A 19,341-nucleotide genomic window follows, 5' to 3' on the forward strand; every position below is an offset into this window, starting at 1 on the left:
AAATAGCTATCGGCTAAACAAACGGTAAAAACAAACTTGAAAGCTGATATGGACAAAACAAGACTTATATTCGACAATGCGACAGAAATAGCCGGCAACAAGGAAATTGGCATCTTGTCACTTACAGACCTTGACAAGACACGCCAATTATCCATAGTCTGTGAGCGTAACGTGGCTTTGGAAATAGACAAGAGAAAGTCGCCAGAACCTGTAAATGACAATTTACTGCCTGAGGTTCTCGTGAAACTGCTGACCAAAAACACGAACAGCATTTTCGAAATCCTCATCACAGACATCGTTGACGGACAATACAAAGTCTACGTGTTCAACGCCGACACCCTCGACTACACGCCAATAAGAGCGAGCGACGCTGTGTTGCTCTCAATGGTTGCCGACATTCCGATATTCATCTCTGAAACACTCATGAGACAACAGTCTGTAGAATATACAGGAAAAAAGACAGGAGTTACGGTACCCATCAACGCCATAAGCATACCAATGCTCGAAGAGTCCTTGAAAAAAGCAATAGACTCGGAGAATTACGAAATGGCGTCGAAACTGAGAGACGAGATTAACAAAAGAAAAAAAGACTCATAAAGCTTTACTTACATGAAAGAGGCAAGATACTTTTTTGTTCCAGATGCAGAATCATCCACCGAACTGCCTGCTGAAGAGGCTATGCACGCATTAAGAGTTTTGCGGCTGAAAAGCGGCGACGATATGTTTCTGATGGACGGCAACGGCAATTTCTTCAAAGCGAAGGTGACTCTGGCTGCGACAAAACACTGCATGTATGAAATCACAGAAAAGATGCCACAGGAAAAGACATGGAACGGAAACATCTGCATTGCCGTTGCTCCTACCAAGATGATGGACCGTATAGAATGGTTCGCAGAAAAAGCCACCGAGGTAGGCATCGACGAACTTGCTTTCCTGAACTGCCAGTTTTCTGAAAGAAAGGTATTGAAGACACTACGTCTGGACAAAATCATAATATCAGCAGTAAAACAAAGCCGCAAACCATACAGGCCACAACTCACACCACTCACACGCTTCAATGATTTCATAAAAAAAGAAAGAGCCGGACTGAAATTCATAGCCCATTGTTATGAAGAAATACCCAGCGTAGACTTCTTCGACACGGCAAGCAAAGAGAAAGAACAGGCTTCGAGCGATGGCATCACGGTACTTATCGGACCAGAAGGCGACTTCTCTATCGACGAAGTGAGAGAAGCGATGAAATACGGTTTTACACCCATATCGCTTGGCAAAAGCAGACTACGCACAGAAACAGCAGCCTTGTATGCCGCGATGTGCGCCCAACTGATTTGCAGAAAAGATTAAAGAAACATAGTTCAATAGGTAAATAAATTACTGGTAAAATGAAACTGACAGGAAAATCATTTATGCATTTACTCGTTTTAATGTCGTGTATTTGCATCAACTTGTCTTGCTCAAACGATGACTATACAAATGCCATCCCGGCAAACAGCAAAGCGATAATATCAATAGATGCCGGAGAAATGGAGCCAACAGACGGCAATGACGGCAAAGGTATTATATCGGCACTTTTCAAAGACTGCGGGATAGATGAAAGCGGACTGGACTTGACAAGCAGGATATATCTCTTCGAAACGGCAGAAGGCAATCTTGGAGCATGCATGAAGGTGGACGACAGCGACGACCTCAACACCTGCTTTGAAAAGCTGAAGGAAAAGGGGATATGCGACAAAGTCATTAAAAAGCGCGATTTCAATTTCACTCTGCTCAAAGGCTCATGGGCTATCGGCTACAACGACAAGGCCATGCTGATACAAGGACCGATACTTCCCGCCCAACAAGCTGATGCAATCAGAGCAATCGGAAGGTGGCTGAAACAAGAAGATGACGATGGTATAAAGAGTTCACCCCTATTCGAAAAGCTGAACAGCATCGAAGGCTCTATGACAATGGTGGCACAAGCTGACGCACTTCCAGAAAAACTCTCCATACCATTCACCATAGGACAGCCAAAAGGCTCTGACGCTTCACAAATACTCATAGCAGCCTCGATGACTGCGACAAAAGACGGATGCCTGTTGATAAACGGAAATACGTTCTCGCTAAACAAACAGGTGGATGAAGAACTACAGAAATCAACTGGGAAATTAAGGAAAATAAACGGCAGATACACCAACAATATATCAGGGAAATCGCTCTGCAGCATATTCATGAATGTCAACGGACCGGATTTCGTTGATATAGCACACAACAATCCTGCACTCGGAGCACTTCTGGCTGGAGCAAATACCGCAATCGACATGGATAATATCCTAAGATGCGTAAACGGGGATTTTGCAATCAGCATCGGATCATACGACGAAAACGACATGAAAATTTCGATGGTCGCACAACTGGCAAACAGGAATTTCCTCAAAGACGTGGATTATTGGAAAAAATCATGCCCTGCAGGAACACAGATTGAAGATTGCGGCAAAGACTATTTCCACCTTAAAGGCAGCGAGACATCGCTCTGGTTTGGAGCATCAGACAGCAACGAATTCTTTGCAAGTTCAGACAACGACATTGCCACAAACATACTGAAGCCAAGCCTTCACCCAATACCGCGATCTATCACTAAACACATACAAGGCAACCGATTGTGCATGATTCTGAACATATCAGAAGGTTTTGGTGACAACAAGGCGCTTTCAAACGCTGCCGACATCATCAAGCCGATATTCGGAGACATCAAGACTATAATATATACTCTGAAATAAAGTCACAAGACAATATAAAATGAAGACAATAACTTTTGACAAAATCATTCCCAACGTATTTTCCAGCCAACAAGACATCGACTCTGAAATATGGAATTGCAAAGCCGAATTTGAAAAGGGCAAGCTGTATCTTGTTGAAGCAGAAAGCGGAAAAGGCAAAAGCACATTCTGCAGTTACATCCTCGGCTACAGACATGACTACGAGGGAACAGTAAGATTCGACAATGTCATCACTTCAGAATTCAAAGTGAAAGACTGGACTGAAATACGCAAGAAGCATATCGCATTTCTATTCCAGGAACTCAGACTATTCCCAGAGCTGACCGCATGGGAAAACGTGCAGATAAAAAACGACATAACCAAATTTAAGACAGAAAAAGAAATTAAAGAATGGTTTGAAAAATTGGGAATATCAGACAAGCTTGAGAGCAAAGCCGGAAGGATGTCATTCGGCCAGCAGCAGAGAGTGGCAATGATCAGAGCTCTTGTACAGCCATTCGACTTCATTTTAGCCGACGAACCCATCAGCCACCTCGACGACAAGAACTCTGAAGCAATGGCAGAAATAATGATGAATGAAGCCCGAAGACAGGGAGCCGGCGTAATCGTAACAAGCATCGGCAAACACATGGAATTAAATTACGATAAAACATACAGATTATGAAACTCGTTTGGAAACTTCTAAGACAACATATCAGCATCCCACAATTCATCGGATTCTTCTTTGCAAACCTTTTCGGAATGTTCATAGTATTGTTGGGATTCCAATTCTACAATGATGTTCTGCCGGTCTTCACGTCACAAGACAGTTTCATGAAGGCTGACTATCTGATAATAAGCAAGAAAATCGGAGCTGGCAGCACTCTGTCTTCATCATCAAACACATTCAGCAATTCAGAAATTGAAGAACTAAAGGAACAAAGTTTCACAAAGAAAACAGCAGCCTTTACATCTACTGAATACAAAGTAGACGCGAATATGGGCATAAACGGACAAACGATTCTGAACTCAGAACTTTTCTTTGAGAGTGTTCCTGACGGCTTTGTAGACGTGTCGCTACAAGACTGGAAATACACGGAAGGCAGTCACGAAGTGCCGATAATACTACCACGCACATATATTAATATGTATAACTTCGGATTTGCCCAGTCTCACTCTCTTCCCAAAATAAGCGAAGGGTTGATGGGAATGATAGACTTCAAGATCTTCATACACGGCAATGGACACAAAGATGAATACAAAGGAAAAGTGATCGGATTCTCAAGCAGACTGAACACGATACTCGTTCCGCAGAAGTTCATGGACTGGAGCAACAAGCTCTACGCTCCAGAACAACACTCAGAACCATCCAGACTGATAGCAGAAGTGGGAAATCCTGCAGATGAAAACATCTCTCAATACTTGGACAAAAAAGGCTATGAAGTGGATACGGACAAGCTGCAAGCAGAAAAGACAACATATTTCCTCAGAATGATAGTGACGCTCGTCATGTGTATCGGATTGATAATAAGCGCTCTGAGTTTCTATATACTCATGCTCAGCATATACCTTCTGGTTCAAAAGAATTCTTCGAAGCTAGAGAACCTGCTCCTTATAGGATACAGCCCACGCAAAGTTGCCATGCCCTACCAGATACTTACGATAGTACTCAACATCACGGTATTGGCAATAACATGGACGATACTATACTTCGTGCGCAACTATTATATGGGCATTATAGAAACACTTTTCCCGCAGATTGAAGACACGACGATGATAAAGTCTATAACACTCGGAATAATACTTCTGGTGTTCGTTTCTGCAATCAACCAAATCGCCATCCACAGGAAAGTGATGAATATTTGGAAAAGGAAAGAATAAGGACAAGCGAAAATACAAGATAACATTCATATTTAAAATTAAACAAAAACATTATGGTAATTGATTTTGATAAAATAGGAAAAAACTCCATCCTTAACTTCAAAGGGGGAGAAGGCGAACTGATAACCCGAAATTTTGTTGACGACGACAACAAAATCATGTTCAGCATCCTTAAACCTGGAGCATCAACAGGATACCACCTACATGACGGCAACTGTGAGATTATTTATATAGTAGAAGGAGAAGCCACCTTCAATTACGACGGAGAAACTGAAATCGTAAAAGCAGGAAAAGTGCATTACTGCCCAAACGGACATTCGCATTCCATGAAAAACAATACTGATAAAGATATGGTCTATTTTGCAGTTGTCACGGCATTAGCAAGATAAATAATGGCAAAAACAGCGTAATTCTGTATAGAAAAAGCAAAAAAACAAGCATTTTGGAAAATTATACGCAAAAAAGTTTGGTATTAAAAAATAAAACGCTACCTTTGCACCGCATTAAGAGAAATGCTGATAAATAAATTGCTTGGAAGTTTGGGTGAGTGGCTGAAACCAGCAGTTTGCTAAACTGCCGTACGTGTTTAACGTACCGGGGGTTCGAATCCCCCAGCTTCCGCAATTTAAACATGATGGTGGATTCATCTAATGGTTAGGATACAAGATTCTCAATCTTGGCATAGGGGTTCGATTCCCCTATCCACTACAGAATGTTTTTATCAACAATCTCTTCAAAGCAATCATAAGATGGTGGATTCATCTAATGGTTAGGATACAAGATTCTCAATCTTGGCATAGGGGTTCGATTCCCCTATCCACTACCAGAATAGAGTTACAGAAATGTAACTCTATTTTTTTTGCCACACCTATAAACTCTATGGAATATTCAGTGGGCGAATTTGAAAATGGTCTACGTCTCAAGAGACGCAGACCATTATATATTACAAGAAAACAAAATCAACTGTTACTATTGCCCTTAAGCTTGAACTCCGTTTTCACGCCTTTAATCTTCTCACCATTTGCCAACTTAAGCACCTGCTTTGCCTTATTGCGAGCAACGGCGACATAGCAATAACGGTCTGCCACATCAATACGACCTATCTGATTTGAAGTGAGACTGCATTTCTTACACAAGAAGCCCAACACGTCACTCTTTGAAATCTTGTCTTTCTTGCCCTTTCCGATATATATAGTAGCCATGCGAGGCTGTGGAATATCTCCCAAATCATCAGGAATGGCATATTCAGGAAGTTCCTGGTCAACAAATTCCGGCAATTTCTCTTCAGGCCCTAAAAGAACAAAGGCACGGCCGACAGCATCCCAACGGGCAGTTCGACCTACCCTATGAGTATATTCCGCCTCACCCTGCGGCAAATGATAATGGATTATATTATCAACATCCGGAATATCCAAGCCACGAGAAGCGAGGTCGGTGCTTACAAGAACCGTAGACGAGCCGTTACTGAACACATAAAGGTTGTCCTCCCTGTCCTTTTGTTCAAGACCACCATGATAAGTGCTCGTCACAAAACCCTGTTCGGAGAGATATTTAGCAGTTCGCTCCACACTATCCCTATAGTTCAGGAAAACGATGCTGCTTGAGTTTCCGAAACTACGCAACAGTCTCGACAACGTTTCCAACTTATCCTTCTGCGGACTTCTGACTACAAAGTTTGATATACGGTCGGAAACACTGATTCCGGAATCCGGTTCGGTATAGTCTATTTCACTCACCTTATCGATATTTACGAAAAGCGGAATTTCGTTAGAACGTGTTGCCGACAACAAGATTCTTCTTTCCAACAGCGGAAGACTCTTGAACACCTGCTTCATCTCTTCCTCGAAACCCATCTCCAGACACTTGTCGAATTCATCAAGCACAAGGAACCTCACGCTTCTCGGATTGATATTCCCTTTTGACACATGGTCATTGAATCGACCAGGAGTGGAAAACACGACATGCGGCAGCACTTTCTTGATTTCCTTATGCTCTTCCATCGCTGTTCTACCACCATAAAGGGCAAGGCCGCGCAACGGAACACCCATTGAACGCAGGACTTCAACAGACTGTTTTGCAAGTTCTCTACTCGGAACAATAACTACCGCCTGAAGAAAATCCACGGTTGTGTTGAGTTTGAAAACAAGCGGCAAGAGATACGCCAACGTCTTACCACTACCCGTAGGAGAAAGGATAACGACATCATCTGATGTTGTACTCATCGCCTTCGCAACATCAAGCTGCATTTTATTGAGCGACTCTATATGCAGTTTCTCAAGAATGGAATCAATATTCATAATTATATAGGATATTTGTTAAACGAGATAATATATCATGTCGGACAAGCGACACGCCAAAACCTCTGTCTTTTTATTTAATGGTATTTTTACCTTACCGCTTAATCCCCAAAGGAAAGACAATCAGAATGGCGGTTCAGAGACAGGTATCACCCCCGGATCAATAAATGGAGGGGGCACATCGTCACCGCCATTCAGGCGGCTACCCACAATCTCCCCGCCGATATCTCCAGCATTTGACATGCGGCTCTCATCGGGATTCTCAAATCGCGTGAATGCACCCTTGAAAGTAAGCGTGACATCTCCTGTGGCGCCCTTACGATGCTTTGCGATAATCACCTGTGCCATACCTCTCAAATCATTGCCATGATCATCCTGGTAAATATGGTAATACTCTGGACGATGCACAAAGAGTACCATATCGGCATCCTGCTCAATGGCTCCAGACTCACGCAAGTCGCTCAACTGAGGACGCTTGCCGTCAAGTCCATCTCTGTTTTCCACAGTACGGTTGAGCTGTGAAAGGGCAAGGATAGGGATGTTCAATTCCTTTGCAAGACCTTTCAGCGAACGGCTGATAGTAGACACCTCCTCCTGACGGCTTCCGAAACGTGCACCATTGGCATTCATAAGCTGCAAGTAGTCGATCATTATCACCTTGACCCCTTTCTCTCTCACAAGGCGTCGCGCCTTGGTACGCAACTCAAAGATTGACATACCGGCAGTATCATCTACATATATCGGCGAATTCTGCAATTTTCCTACGTTAGCATCAAGTCGTTTCCACTCCTCATCATCCAGCTGGCCATTAAGGATTTTGCGTCCCTCCACCTCACATACATTCGAGATAAGACGGTTGACCAGCTGCACATTGTTCATCTCAAGAGAGAAAAAGGCAATCGGTATATTGTAGTCTACCGCTATATTCTTTGCCAGAGAGAGGGCAAATGCGGTCTTACCCATGGCCGGACGACCGGCTATGATTACAAGGTCACTCGCTTGCCAACCAGCCGTTATCTCGTCCAACTTGCGGTAACCCGTCGGCACACCGGTAAGTTCACCTTTGTTTTCAGCCGCTTTCTGCAGAATTTTGATAGCCTCCTTCACAACAGGATCTACTTGAGTATAATCCTGGCGAAGGTTCTTTTGAGAAAGTTCAAAAAGACTCGACTCGGTTTCCTGCATCAGCTCATCCACGTCTACGGTATCATCAAACGCCTTTGTCTCTACAACGCTGGCGAAAGAAATCAGCTGCCGGGCCATATATTTCTGAGCCAGGATATGAGCATGATACTCAATGTGTGCAGAAGATGCCACATGTGAACTCAGTTCTATGACATAAGCCTCTCCTCCCACTTCTTCGAGAGTGCCTTCATGTTTCAGTTCCTCTATGACAGTAAGGATGTCTACAGGTCGCTCGTCAATATTAAGCTTTTGTATTGCGCTATAAATCTTCTGATTACGTGGTTCGTAAAAAGTTTCGGGATGCAATATCTCACCAACTATGGTGAAAGCATCTTTATCTATCATCAAAGCTCCAAGAACAATCTTCTCAATATCCGGAGCCTGAGGCTGCAAATGACCATAATTATTATCTATCGGTCTATGTTGCGGACGTTTCGGTTGATTAGCCATATTTTGAATTTAATGAAATGTTTGCTATGATAATGCAAAGGTACAATAAAGTTTCACTCCCACAAAATTTCATTTCATACAGAAAATAACACTACTTTTCATTAAGGCTTATCTATATAAAGCCAACAAATCGCAACAAATACTAAATAATAATGTAATATTGATAGCACAACATTGATGAAATTAAACTAATTTTAATTATTTTCCTTAATTATTTTACAGATTGAAACTAATCTATCTCTTTTGTAAACATACGTACAAAACAAGAGTTGTAAACACACAAATAATCATACAATAAAATGATGTCAACATAATTATCAGGAACAAAAAGTAAGAAAATCTTATCGTCAATGCCAAAAAGACAAGCATATTTCAAATTATGGAATACAAATCCAACATATTCCAATTTTTATTTGTAACTTTGCATTGAAAAGAATGCAGCGTCCCGGCTCTGCCGCTGGTAGCATCTGGCTACGAGAGGAAAGTCCGGGCAGCATAGGGTGCTCCGCTTCTGAAAATGGAAGCTATTGGCAACAGTAGGATACGACAGAAGAAAACAACCGCCATCCTTTGATAATAATGTGAGGATTCGATTCTTCACTATATTATCCAAAACAAAAGAAGGATGGTAAGGGTGAGAAGGTGGTGTAAGAGACCACCAGTCGCTGGGTGACCAGCGGGCTGTGTCGTCCGGAGGCTGCAAGTTCATGTAAACCATCGTTTGAGGATTGCCCGTCCGACTAACTCCGATGGAGGGTAGAATGCTTGAGACATGGGGTGACTCATGTTCTAGATAAATGGCAGGCGCCGGTATCGTCGAGAGGCATTACCGGAACAGAACTCGGCTTATAGGGACACTGTTTTCTTTTTCATTTTTATAATTCATCCCAAATCAGCCATCAGGATCTGCTTGAAAAACGAAAAGCAACAATTAAGCAAAAACCGACTAAACAATATGGTGTGTAATGGCTGGTGGAGATTATTGCATCCGATATCTGGCATAATCAATCTTAATCAAAAAAAACGCACAATAGCATCAAATGACAATAAAAGACATAACTGATTTCTACAAAGTAGGAATTTGGCGAGACTACAGCAACAAACCTCAATCACAACGGCTGATCATCGCATCCTTTAGAATGCTGATACTGACCATTGAGAGTTTTACAACAAAAAGAATGATAAACAACGCTGCCGCACTCACCTACTCCACTCTCCTGGCAATAGTCCCTATCCTGGCAGTAGTCTTCGCTATAGCAAGGGGGTTCGGCTACAACAAATACATAGAAGAATGGTTCAGAAATGTATTGTCGAGCCAGCCACAGGCTGCCGAAACGATAATCGGCTTCGTCAATTCGTATCTGATCCACACCAAGAGTGGAATCATACTCGGTATCGGACTTGTTTTCATGTTATGGACAGTAACGATGCTTATCAGGAACATCGAACTGGCCTTCAACAATATATGGCAGGTGAAGAAACCGAGAAGTTTCTTCAGGACTGTGACCGACTATATGGGAATGTTTATCCTTGCCCCTATCATCATTGTCGTCACATCAGGTATATCAATATTCGTAGCTACGGTGACAAGCCAGACAGAGGGCATGGAATTGTTTGCCCCGATGGTGAGGATATTGTGGGATATCATGCCCTTCGTTTTGATGTCAGCCATTTTCATAGCCCTTTATGTATTCATGCCAAACATAAGGGTAAAACTGAAATGCGCCATTTGGCCGGGAGTTTTGGCAGGCGTTGCCATGCAGGGACTACAGCTATTCTATATCCATTCGCAGATTTGGGTAAGCAGCTATAATGCAATCTATGGTTCATTCGCAGCCTTGCCGCTCTTCATGCTCTGGGTGCAGATATCATGGTCGATATGTCTTTTCGGCGCAGAGCTATGCTATACGAGCCAGAATATGGAAGAGTATGCCTTCCGCACGGAAACATACGAAATCAGTCCGCGATACCGCATGATAATGAGTATGCTGATCATGAGCATGATATGCAAGCGTTTTGAAAAAGGAGAATCACCGTACACGGCCCTTGAACTGAAGCTCAATACGAACATCCCCATACGCATAACACAAAACATACTATATGAGCTCATCGATCTCGGACTCATCAATGAAATATCAGGCGATGAAAAGGGAGACGTCAGCGTATATCAGCCGGCGCAAGACATATCAAGACTCAGCGTAGGGCGACTTATCGACAAATATGAAACAAAGGGGAAATGGGAACTTAAACTGAATATGTCTGAGGCGAACCATGAAAAATGGAACAAAGTAATTGCTGAACATTCGGCATATCTCAAGAAACAAAGAGAGATATTGCTGAAAGACCTGTGATTTAGCATAAGAATTACTAAAAATAAGAAGTAAACAAATGATGAACAAATGTATCATTTGGGACATACAAGTTTTTTTTGTAATTTTGCCATCATTAAGACGATTACATTATAAAGGTGTGGCGTCAGACAACTAATTAGAAACGTAAAATATAATAAAAATGGAATTACCTGATTTTATGTCATACTCCAACAAATTCACAAATGGTGAATTCTTGGAGAAAATAGCGAAAATAGCCAAACGTGCCGGTGCTAAACTTGTATACATCGCACTCGTGCTATATTACACCTTGCAGAGCGACAAAGTGTCTATCAAGGACAAAGCCATCATTGTAGGAGCTTTAGGCTATCTCGTCAGTCCGCTTGATGTAATACCGGATGCAATTCCAATCGTAGGTTTGGGAGACGATTTGGCAGTATTACTATATGTAATCGGCAAAATAGGCGATGTTTCTGAAGAAATCAAGGAGAAAGCCAAGAGCAAACTGACAAAATGGTTTGACGAGGACGAAATGGAAGAAATCAACGAGCTGAAAATGTAAAACCACAGACGTTAATCCAACAAATCATATTCTGATATTCCATCATCAACAAGTATTAGTCTTGAACCCAAATCGGTCATTAGGCCGTTAAATGTATAATTTTAATAACTGCTTGCAGTCTTTTGCTTTTTATAAGGCGTCTTTTGTCTGTTTTTAATTCGCAATAGCTCGCTATTACTCATTAAAAGTCAAACAAAATCCACTCTTCTAAAATATCAAAATTCAAGCAAGCCCTAATGACCGATTCGGGTTGAAGCATTCATAAAACATGCTTAAAGACTAATACTTTTATTTCAATCATTTCTGCAACCTTTTCAGGCGACGCTTGGCTTCAGGAATATCAGGGCAAAGCTTCAGAGCCTTCTTATAATTGGCAATGGCTGCATCGTTCATTTTTTCCTTTTCACATTCCTTGCCAAGCATGACGTATTCTACAGCCAGACGCTTCAGGAAATCATCTTTTTCTTTCTTCTCTTCCAATAGACGCTGGTTTTCAGCACGCAACTTATTTACCACATTCAGTTTGCTACGGATAAACCGCCGGGCTAATGGCTTCTCTATATCATAACGACTATGTATAGCCTTGAAGAAGTTGTCGAGAAAGGATTCCATATCACCCTTGTCAAATGCCTTGACCGCATCATGATACTCCCTGTCCGCCTTAGATTCAGACAAAGCCTTGTTGATAACAAGAGAATCGTTATAATTTCTGGAAAAGGCAACTACCTCGGGGCGCACGAAAACATCACTCCTACGTATTGGCTCTTTCAGAGTTATTCCCTCCAAAGAAGTACAACGTGAAAGTGCGACATAAGTCTGTCCACCGGCAAACACCCCACCAGTAAAGTCTATGTTGACATTCCTGAATGTAAGTCCCTGGCTTTTATGAACAGTAATAGCCCATGCCAAACGTATCGGGTACTGAGTGTAAGAACCTATCTCCTCTTCTTCTATCTTCTGTTCCTTGTCATTATATGTATAACGCATATTGCTCCAACATGCCCTCTCTACCTCCAATTCTCTGCCATCCTCGGAAACGATATATATAACGCCTTGCCCTTCGTCTATGCCCTCAATGACTCCTAAGGTGCCATTCACCCAGCGTTTGTCCAAATCATTCTTTATGAAAATGATTTGGGAACCGACTTTAAGGTCTAGTTGCATAGGAGTAGGCAGACTGCTTTCAGGGAAATCCCCTTTTATATCACCATAAAAAACTGATGCTTCGCCTGGCAATTTATCCAACTGGCATTGATTGATGTAATCAACTGTATCACGCCGTGTAGAGAGTGTTATCGACAGACCATTACTATCTGATGGGGAAACTGCCGCCACCCTATTGTTGAGAAGTTGCAAATCATTTGCAGTCACCATATTAGTCCGTATATGATCCAATATATTGATGAATGTAGAATCGGACTGGCGGTATACTTTTCTCAACTCTATGCTCACCAATTTGAAAGAACGGAAAACATGTGCATCAAAGAAATAAGGTGATGGATAAAAAGGGCGCAGGAACTGGCGGTCTTCTTCTTTCACCACGGGTTCCAACTGATATATATCACCTACAAAAAGCAACTGCTTCCCACCGAACGGTTCCCTCATATTTCGTGTATAGATTCGCAGAACCTTATCAATAAAGTCGATAATATCTGCACGAACCATGCTTATCTCATCTATAATGACAAGTTCCACCTCACGTATCAATTTTCTTTTCTCTCCATTATACTTGAGAGTTTCCTTGATATTCCTATTCGAAAAACGAGAATCCGTCGGAATCAATGGATGGAATGGCAATTTGAAAAAACTATGAAGCGTTGAACCACCAGCATTAATAGCGGCAATACCTGTAGGTGCAAGCACTACATGTTTTTTCTTTGTATGCTGGCATATATATCGTAGGAAAGTAGACTTACCCGTCCCCGCCTTTCCTGTAAGGAAAAGCGAACGACGGGTAAAGTTAACTATCTGAAGAGCCTTCTTGAACTCCTCGTTTTCAGTATCAATGATATCTTCCATTTCGAGACACCTTCTCTTTCTCATAGAGGCTTGAAGAAGACTTCAATCTCTGAATATGGCAAATGAAAAGGCATTTATCCAATTCGTAAAATCGTCATCAGAAATCATCCAACGACATGTTGTGGTTCTTCGGTTTGCTGTTCTTTGGCTCAGCTTCACTTTGAGGCTTGGCATCCTCTGCCTTAGAGCCTTTATGCTGAGATTCTGGGCTCTGAATTATATTTCCATTTTCATCCAGGAACACTTCATCTTCCATAATGACAGCCGTACTGTCTGTCTGGGTCGTATCCTTCTTTACAGCAACATAACTTGAACAATTGTACATTCCGTAAGAAATGTCAGAATCTTTCGGTTTGTCGAAATGTCCATGATATCTTGAAAAATTAGGATCATTCATGACAGACTGCATGAAATAGCCACATACAGGCAATGCCGTTCTGCTACCCTGACCTAATGCTCCAGTACGGAAATGAATACATCTGTATTCGCCACCAACCCATGAACCGGCAACAAGCTTTGGACTTACACACATGAACCATGCGTCAGAATGGTTGTTTGTCGTACCTGTCTTACCGCCGAAATCCGTATCCTTGGCATTGCCTACGTATCCCCATAGACTCTGGGATGTTCCACCAGGTTCTCTCATTCCGCCCATCAAAAGCTGCTGCATGAAGAATGCGCTCTTATAGGGTATTGCCTGTTGCTCCTCTATATTCTCCTGATAAACGACTTTACCTTCTCTATCTACAATCTTCGTAACTAATGAAGGCAGCACATGCTTACCATTGTTTGCAACAGTACAATATGAATTAACCATATCGAGGAGTCTCACATCAGAAGAACCCAAAGCCAATGATGGGGCGTCATCAAGTTCATTTGTAATACCCATCTGATGCGCTGTGTTTATCACATTCTTTATGCCCATCTCCTGCCCAAGCCTTACGGCAATGGAATTGATGCTTCGGGCAAATGCGCTCTTCAACGGAATGGAGTCACCTGAGAATCTGCCGTTTGCATTGCTTGGAGTCCAAATCGTATTCTCATGCTTCACCTTGTCATACACTTCCATTCTGATGTATTCATCACGGCGCTTGTCGCATGGAGTGAGTCCTTGATTCATCGCTTCTGTATATACAAACAGTTTGAATGTAGAGCCAGGCTGACGGTCAGCTTCCACCTTGTCATATTTCCAGGTGTCAAAGTCGATATCTCCTACCCAAGCCTTTACAGCACCGGTCTGAGGTTCCATCGCAACAAAAGCGCAATGCATGAACTTAACCATATAACGAATGGAGTCAACAGTACTCATCTCCTTCTCAATCATTCCTTTTTCATAATCGAAAAGTTTCACCTTATGTGGTTTGTTGACATAATAACTCACTGAATCCGGACTGTTAGGGAAACGTGCAAGAAGCTCTTGATAATAAGGTTGCTTCTGCAATATTCCTTCTATGAATCCTGGTATTACATTACCATTTTCATCGCGCCATGGCTCCTGGTTACCCCAATGACTGTTGAAATTCTTCTGTACCTGACGCATCTGTTTGGTAACAGCCGCCTCGGCATATTCCTGCATCTTGGAATCTATAGTGGTATAGATCTTCAATCCACTATTATATAGGTCATAGCCATTCTCCTTACACCAGTCTTTCAGATGTCTTGACACAGCCTCTCTGAAATACTTTGCCTGTCCGTCATAATTCTCTTCCTGATTGAAATCCAACTTGATCGGAAGTGCCGAAAGTGAATCGCAGACACTTCTAGACAAATCGCCATGCGTCACCATATTGTTGAGAACAACATTACGACGGTTCTTGCTATTCTCCGGATTAGACTTCGGATTATAGAATGTGGTAGCCTTCAACATACCAACCAACACTGCAGCCTGTTCAGTCTTCAAATCTTTCGGGGTCGTGTTGAAATAGGTTTTTGCAGCCGTTTTGATGCCATACGAATTAGAACCGAAATCTACAGTATTGGCATACATCGTGATTATTTCCCGCTTTGAATAAACCGTCTCAAGTTTAACAGCAATAATCCACTCCTTGCTCTTCATTATCAAGATGCGAAGACCCGGTATCTTGCCGAGCAGGCCAGTAGAATAGTTCTTTCTCACTCTGAACATATTCTTTGCCAACTGCTGGGTTATAGTAGAAGCACCACGCGCACCATGATGAGTGGCAGCATCTTTCACGGCACCGAACAAACCGATAGGATCGATACCAAGATGCTTATAAAAACGCTCATCCTCTGTATCAACCAATGCTTTGAAAAAGGACGGGGCCACTTCATCATACTTCACTGGAGTACGATTCTCATTAAAGAACTTTCCTATCATCTTGCCATCAGCACTATAAATCTCGGAAGCCTCGCTTACCTGAGGATCGAGTATTCCGGAGAAATAGCCAGGCGAGCTACCAAAAAGCCATAAGAAGTTTATGTCTACCATTCCAAGATAGATGATAAATGCCACTATACTGGAACAGAAACCTAGTATGGTCTTTGTGTACCATGCCCTACCTTTATAAAGGTTCTTATACCATCTGAAGAAAGCACCAAGCTTCTTAATGACAAGAACAAAGATTTTTCTCAACTTATCAAGCATATAATGTCTACATTTATTTAACAATTACGTAAATTCAGAACAAAAGTACAAATTTACTTTAGATATATATCATTGTTTCTATATATTTTATGATTTCTTCAATATTGTCCGGGTGGAACCACTTGATTTGCGGATCTCTTCTGAACCAAGTAAGTTGTTTGCGGCAATACTTACGACTGTCACACTTTATACGGAAAACGGCTTCATCCAGAGTGCATTTACCGTCAAAATATTCGAACAACTCTTTATATCCAACTGTATTCAACGAGTTGAGATGGCGGAAAGGATAAACTTCACGTGCCTCCTTTTCAAGTCCCGAACCGACCATCTCATCCACACGCTTGTTAATACGTTCATAGAGTTCGTCTCTGTCTCTATTAAGACCTATTTTAATGATATCAAAGGGACGTTCTTTTATTTTGTTTTTCCTGAATGAAGTATATGTCTTGCCTGTCATATGACATATTTCCAAAGCATGAACTATTCTTTTGGGATTCTTCTTGTCAACAATTGAATAATATTCAGGGTCAAGTTCCTCCAATTCAGCACACAAAGGCTCCAGCCCTTCGGTCGTATATCTGTCTTTCATCCATTGACGAGTTTTATCGTCAATGGTAGGTATATCGTCTATCCCGTTACAAACAGAGTCTATGTACATCATGCTGCCGCCAGTCATCAAAGCCAATTTTCTATCGCTGGAAAAATAACCAGACAGGAAATCCATCACGTCTTCTTCATATCTTGAAGCACTATAATAATCACCAAGCGATAGGTTTCCAACGAAATAATGCTTCACGCGTTGCTGTTGTTCCGAGGTTGGAGCAGCTGTACCTATAGGAAGTTCCCTAAACAATTGTCTGGAATCGGCATTGATAATTGGAATACGGAAATGCTCGGCTACGCGAAGACATAGTTCCGTCTTGCCTACACCTGTAGACCCAAGAATAACGAGAAGGGTATTTTTCATGAATACAAGAATGGAGTATACAATGTTTTTAAACGAAATGTGTTTGGCGAGCAACTTGTAAAGAAGCCAACCAAACACTATTTTAACACTATTAATTCCAAATCATCAACAAGATTTGGGTTAACTTCTCTTCATCAACGGATAATACCACGTTTAGAAGACTGTACGAAATCAATGATATAATCTATCTCCGGACAAGAAGGCAATGTTGAACGTATTTCAGCTATACCTTCAGAAATCAGTCCCTTGGAATACAATATTCGGTAGGCATCATGTATCATCTGGATTTTCTCATTGCTAAATCTGCGGCGACGTAAACCTATTAGGTTTATTCCGCAGTACTTGGTAGGATCCTTGCCAGCAATAATATATGGGGGAATATCCTGACTGAAACGGCTTCCGCCCTGAATCATGACATAGCCACCGATACGACAGAACTGATGACACAACACGGTACTGCTGACAATGGCATTGTCGTCAATAACTACTTCACCTGCAAATTTAGTAGCATTTCCTATAATACAACCATTACCCATGACACAGTCGTGAGCCACATGAACACACTCCATAAGCAGATTGTTGCTGCCTACTATTGTGGTACCCTTGGAGGCTGTACCACGCGAAATAGTAACATTCTCGCGGATACTGTTGTTGTCTCCTACGACGCAAGTAGTTTCCTCACCGACAAATTTCAGGTCCTGTGGTTTGGTGCTTATACTTGCACCAGGAAAAAATTCATTTCCATTCCCTATGCGAGCACCCGTATGTATCGTAACGCCGTTTTGGAGAACATTGTTATCTCCTATGACTGTATTCTTGTCAATATAACAAAATGGGCCAATTATATTGTTATCCCCAAGTTTCGCTTCAGGATGAACAAAAGCCAACTGACTGATTTGATTCATATTATAATAATGTTGTCTATTTATTCTTTACTATCTGTGCGGTAAATGTAGCCTCCGACACGACTTTGTCGCCGACAAACACGTATCCCTTCATAGAGGAGATGCCATGTCTTACAGGAGCCAAAAGGTCTACCTTAAACAACAACGTGTCACCAGGCACCACTTTCTGACGGAATTTCACATCGTCGATTCTCATGAAATATGTAGACCAACGCTCTGGTTCTTCCAAAGTGTTGAGAACAAGAAGGCCACCGCATTGGGCCATAGCTTCAATCTGCAGGACTCCCGGCATAACAGGCTCTTGAGGGAAATGTCCTGTAAAGAACGGTTCATTGCTCGTGACATTCTTCACTCCTACAATACTGTTAGCCCCAAGAGAAATCACCTTGTCTACAAGCTGCATCGGGTAACGGTGTGGAAGCAGCTCACGAATTCGGTTGACATCCATTACTGGCGGCTCATTGCAATCATAAATCGGAGCCTGTATCTCATGCTTACGGATTTCGCGACGCATAAGACGGGCAAACTTATTGTTGATGGTATGTCCTGGACGAGTTGCGATAATACGTCCTTTGATAGGACGACCGATAAGAGCCATATCACCGATGATATCAAGAAGCTTGTGGCGAGTACATTCATTTTCCCAAACCAAAGGCTTGTGCTGAATATAACCAAGCTTTGTGGCATCAAGACGTGGAACCTTCAAGAAATCAGCAAGCTGGTCAAGCCTCTCCTGAGTAGTCTGACGCTCATAGATGACAATGGCATTGTCCATATCACCACCTTTGATAAGATTTGCCTTCAACAACGGCTCAATGTCTCTTACGAAGACAAACGTTCTTGCAGGCGCGATCTCTGTTGCATAAGCATCCATATCGTCCAATGTAGCGAATTGGCTGTTGATGAACTTGGACTCAAAAGAGCACATTGTGGTAAGGCTGAATCCTTCATCCGGAAGAATCGTTATACAAGAACCTGACTCCTCGTCTTTGATCTCTATCTTGTGTCTGATTATATAATAATCCTTTGGAGCATTCTGTTCTTCTATGCCGATTTCGTTGATTTTGTCCACATACATGGAAGCAGAACCATCAAGAATCGGGAATTCCGGACCATTAACCTGGATAAGACAGTTGTCTATGCCCATGGCATACAATGCAGACATTCCATGTTCTATGGTAGAGACCCTGACATCTCCCTTGCCTAAGACGGTACCACGTTGTGTATCTACTACATTTTCAGCTATAGCCTCTATAACAGGCTGGTTTTCCAAATCTATACGCTGTATTTTATAGCCTGAATTCTCTGGCGCCGGATTAAAAGTGACCGTCAGACTGAGACCAGTATGCAGTCCTTTGCCACAAAGGGCAAAACTACCTTTAAGCGTTTTTTGTTTAGACAT

At 42.1% G+C, this 19,341-nt stretch carries 15 protein-coding genes, 3 tRNA genes and 1 other RNA gene; 12 read left to right on the forward strand and 7 right to left on the reverse strand.

Annotated features, from left to right (window positions below):
- The first annotated feature begins 48 nt into the window (after positions 1-48).
- From QVO99_RS05360 to QVO99_RS05400, 9 genes are all read left to right on the forward strand, one after another.
- The gene (locus QVO99_RS05360; RefSeq protein WP_022316575.1) at positions 49-597 is read left to right on the forward strand and encodes a bifunctional nuclease domain-containing protein; all 549 of its coding nucleotides are present in this window, start codon (positions 49-51) and stop codon (positions 595-597) included.
- A gap of 12 nt (positions 598-609) precedes the next feature.
- On the forward strand, positions 610-1,344 hold the full coding sequence (locus QVO99_RS05365; RefSeq protein ID WP_022316576.1) for a 16S rRNA (uracil(1498)-N(3))-methyltransferase: 735 nt from the start codon (positions 610-612) through the stop codon (positions 1,342-1,344).
- A 179-nt stretch (positions 1,345-1,523) separates the two neighbouring features.
- Positions 1,524-2,759 carry a DUF4836 family protein gene (locus tag QVO99_RS05370; protein WP_288176980.1) on the forward strand — a complete coding sequence of 412 codons (1,236 nt, stop codon included), beginning with the start codon at positions 1,524-1,526 and terminating at the stop codon, positions 2,757-2,759.
- 19 nt (positions 2,760-2,778) lie between these two features.
- Positions 2,779-3,423 carry an ATP-binding cassette domain-containing protein gene (locus QVO99_RS05375; RefSeq protein ID WP_022316578.1) on the forward strand — a complete coding sequence of 215 codons (645 nt, stop codon included), beginning with the start codon at positions 2,779-2,781 and terminating at the stop codon, positions 3,421-3,423.
- The gene (locus QVO99_RS05380) at positions 3,420-4,619 is read left to right on the forward strand and encodes a hypothetical protein (RefSeq protein ID WP_022316579.1); all 1,200 of its coding nucleotides are present in this window, start codon (positions 3,420-3,422) and stop codon (positions 4,617-4,619) included. The genes QVO99_RS05375 and QVO99_RS05380 overlap by 4 nt, the downstream gene beginning before the upstream one ends.
- Positions 4,620-4,672: 53 nt before the next feature.
- Positions 4,673-5,008, forward strand: coding sequence for a cupin domain-containing protein (locus QVO99_RS05385; RefSeq protein ID WP_022316580.1), 336 nt, complete (start codon positions 4,673-4,675; stop codon positions 5,006-5,008).
- Positions 5,009-5,152: 144 nt separating this feature from the next.
- Positions 5,153-5,240: transfer RNA gene (locus tag QVO99_RS05390), tRNA-Ser, on the forward strand.
- 15 nt (positions 5,241-5,255) lie between these two features.
- A tRNA-Glu gene (locus QVO99_RS05395) sits at positions 5,256-5,327 on the forward strand.
- Between the two features lie 43 nt (positions 5,328-5,370).
- Positions 5,371-5,445 (forward strand) — tRNA-Glu (locus QVO99_RS05400).
- Positions 5,446-5,578: 133 nt separating this feature from the next.
- Here QVO99_RS05400 and QVO99_RS05405 read toward each other — a convergent pair.
- Both QVO99_RS05405 and dnaB read right to left on the reverse strand, forming a co-directional pair.
- Positions 5,579-6,916, reverse strand: a complete 1,338-nt coding sequence (locus QVO99_RS05405; RefSeq protein WP_022316581.1) for a DEAD/DEAH box helicase — start codon at positions 6,914-6,916, stop codon at positions 5,579-5,581.
- Between the two features lie 123 nt (positions 6,917-7,039).
- Positions 7,040-8,551, reverse strand: a complete 1,512-nt coding sequence (gene dnaB / locus QVO99_RS05410; RefSeq protein WP_022316582.1) for a replicative DNA helicase — start codon at positions 8,549-8,551, stop codon at positions 7,040-7,042.
- 437 nt (positions 8,552-8,988) lie between these two features.
- Between dnaB and rnpB the strand changes: the two genes are divergently transcribed.
- From rnpB to QVO99_RS05425, 3 genes are all read left to right on the forward strand, one after another.
- Positions 8,989-9,416, forward strand: an RNA gene (gene rnpB, locus QVO99_RS05415) — RNase P RNA component class A.
- Between the two features lie 175 nt (positions 9,417-9,591).
- Complete coding sequence (locus QVO99_RS05420; RefSeq protein WP_022316583.1) at positions 9,592-10,902, forward strand: YihY/virulence factor BrkB family protein; 1,311 nt, start codon at positions 9,592-9,594, stop codon at positions 10,900-10,902.
- A gap of 160 nt (positions 10,903-11,062) precedes the next feature.
- Positions 11,063-11,443, forward strand: a complete 381-nt coding sequence (locus tag QVO99_RS05425; RefSeq protein ID WP_022316585.1) for a YkvA family protein — start codon at positions 11,063-11,065, stop codon at positions 11,441-11,443.
- A gap of 297 nt (positions 11,444-11,740) precedes the next feature.
- Here QVO99_RS05425 and QVO99_RS05430 read toward each other — a convergent pair whose 3' ends face one another.
- The 5 genes from QVO99_RS05430 to QVO99_RS05450 all read right to left on the reverse strand — a co-directional run bounded on the left by QVO99_RS05430 (position 11,741) and on the right by QVO99_RS05450 (position 19,341).
- Positions 11,741-13,462, reverse strand: a complete 1,722-nt coding sequence (locus QVO99_RS05430) for an AAA family ATPase (RefSeq protein ID WP_022316586.1) — start codon at positions 13,460-13,462, stop codon at positions 11,741-11,743.
- A gap of 97 nt (positions 13,463-13,559) precedes the next feature.
- Entirely contained in the window at positions 13,560-16,067 is a 2,508-nt protein-coding gene (locus tag QVO99_RS05435) for a transglycosylase domain-containing protein (protein WP_022316587.1), read from the reverse strand.
- A gap of 58 nt (positions 16,068-16,125) precedes the next feature.
- A complete protein-coding gene (gene miaA / locus QVO99_RS05440; RefSeq protein ID WP_288176981.1) occupies positions 16,126-17,034 on the reverse strand; it encodes a tRNA (adenosine(37)-N6)-dimethylallyltransferase MiaA in 909 nt (302 codons plus the stop codon).
- Positions 17,035-17,168: 134 nt separating this feature from the next.
- The gene (lpxA, locus tag QVO99_RS05445) at positions 17,169-17,939 is read right to left on the reverse strand and encodes an acyl-ACP--UDP-N-acetylglucosamine O-acyltransferase (RefSeq protein WP_022316589.1); all 771 of its coding nucleotides are present in this window, start codon (positions 17,937-17,939) and stop codon (positions 17,169-17,171) included.
- Positions 17,940-17,955: 16 nt separating this feature from the next.
- Entirely contained in the window at positions 17,956-19,341 is a 1,386-nt protein-coding gene (locus tag QVO99_RS05450) for a bifunctional UDP-3-O-[3-hydroxymyristoyl] N-acetylglucosamine deacetylase/3-hydroxyacyl-ACP dehydratase (protein WP_022316590.1), read from the reverse strand.

It is taken from the genome of Prevotella sp. CAG:592, from assembly GCF_000436015.1.
Lineage (GTDB): Bacteria > Bacteroidota > Bacteroidia > Bacteroidales > Bacteroidaceae > Prevotella > Prevotella pectinovora.

Excerpts from the sequence above, each read along its gene's own strand:
- QVO99_RS05360 (WP_022316575.1), top strand. The coding sequence starts at position 49 with ATGGACAAAACAAGACTTATATTCGACAATGCGACAGAAATAGCCGGC.
- QVO99_RS05430 (WP_022316586.1), bottom strand. The coding sequence starts at position 13,462 with ATGGAAGATATCATTGATACTGAAAACGAGGAGTTCAAGAAGGCTCTT.
- QVO99_RS05375 (WP_022316578.1), top strand. The coding sequence starts at position 2,779 with ATGAAGACAATAACTTTTGACAAAATCATTCCCAACGTATTTTCCAGC.
- QVO99_RS05380 (WP_022316579.1), top strand. The coding sequence starts at position 3,420 with ATGAAACTCGTTTGGAAACTTCTAAGACAACATATCAGCATCCCACAA.
- QVO99_RS05450 (WP_022316590.1), bottom strand. The coding sequence starts at position 19,341 with ATGTCTAAACAAAAAACGCTTAAAGGTAGTTTTGCCCTTTGTGGCAAA.
- QVO99_RS05435 (WP_022316587.1), bottom strand. The coding sequence starts at position 16,067 with ATGCTTGATAAGTTGAGAAAAATCTTTGTTCTTGTCATTAAGAAGCTT.
- QVO99_RS05425 (WP_022316585.1), top strand. The coding sequence starts at position 11,063 with ATGGAATTACCTGATTTTATGTCATACTCCAACAAATTCACAAATGGT.
- QVO99_RS05365 (WP_022316576.1), top strand. The coding sequence starts at position 610 with ATGAAAGAGGCAAGATACTTTTTTGTTCCAGATGCAGAATCATCCACC.
- QVO99_RS05405 (WP_022316581.1), bottom strand. The coding sequence starts at position 6,916 with ATGAATATTGATTCCATTCTTGAGAAACTGCATATAGAGTCGCTCAAT.
- QVO99_RS05370 (WP_288176980.1), top strand. The coding sequence starts at position 1,524 with ATGGAGCCAACAGACGGCAATGACGGCAAAGGTATTATATCGGCACTT.
- QVO99_RS05385 (WP_022316580.1), top strand. The coding sequence starts at position 4,673 with ATGGTAATTGATTTTGATAAAATAGGAAAAAACTCCATCCTTAACTTC.
- QVO99_RS05420 (WP_022316583.1), top strand. The coding sequence starts at position 9,592 with ATGACAATAAAAGACATAACTGATTTCTACAAAGTAGGAATTTGGCGA.
- miaA (WP_288176981.1), bottom strand. The coding sequence starts at position 17,034 with ATGAAAAATACCCTTCTCGTTATTCTTGGGTCTACAGGTGTAGGCAAG.
- lpxA (WP_022316589.1), bottom strand. The coding sequence starts at position 17,939 with ATGAATCAAATCAGTCAGTTGGCTTTTGTTCATCCTGAAGCGAAACTT.
- dnaB (WP_022316582.1), bottom strand. The coding sequence starts at position 8,551 with ATGGCTAATCAACCGAAACGTCCGCAACATAGACCGATAGATAATAAT.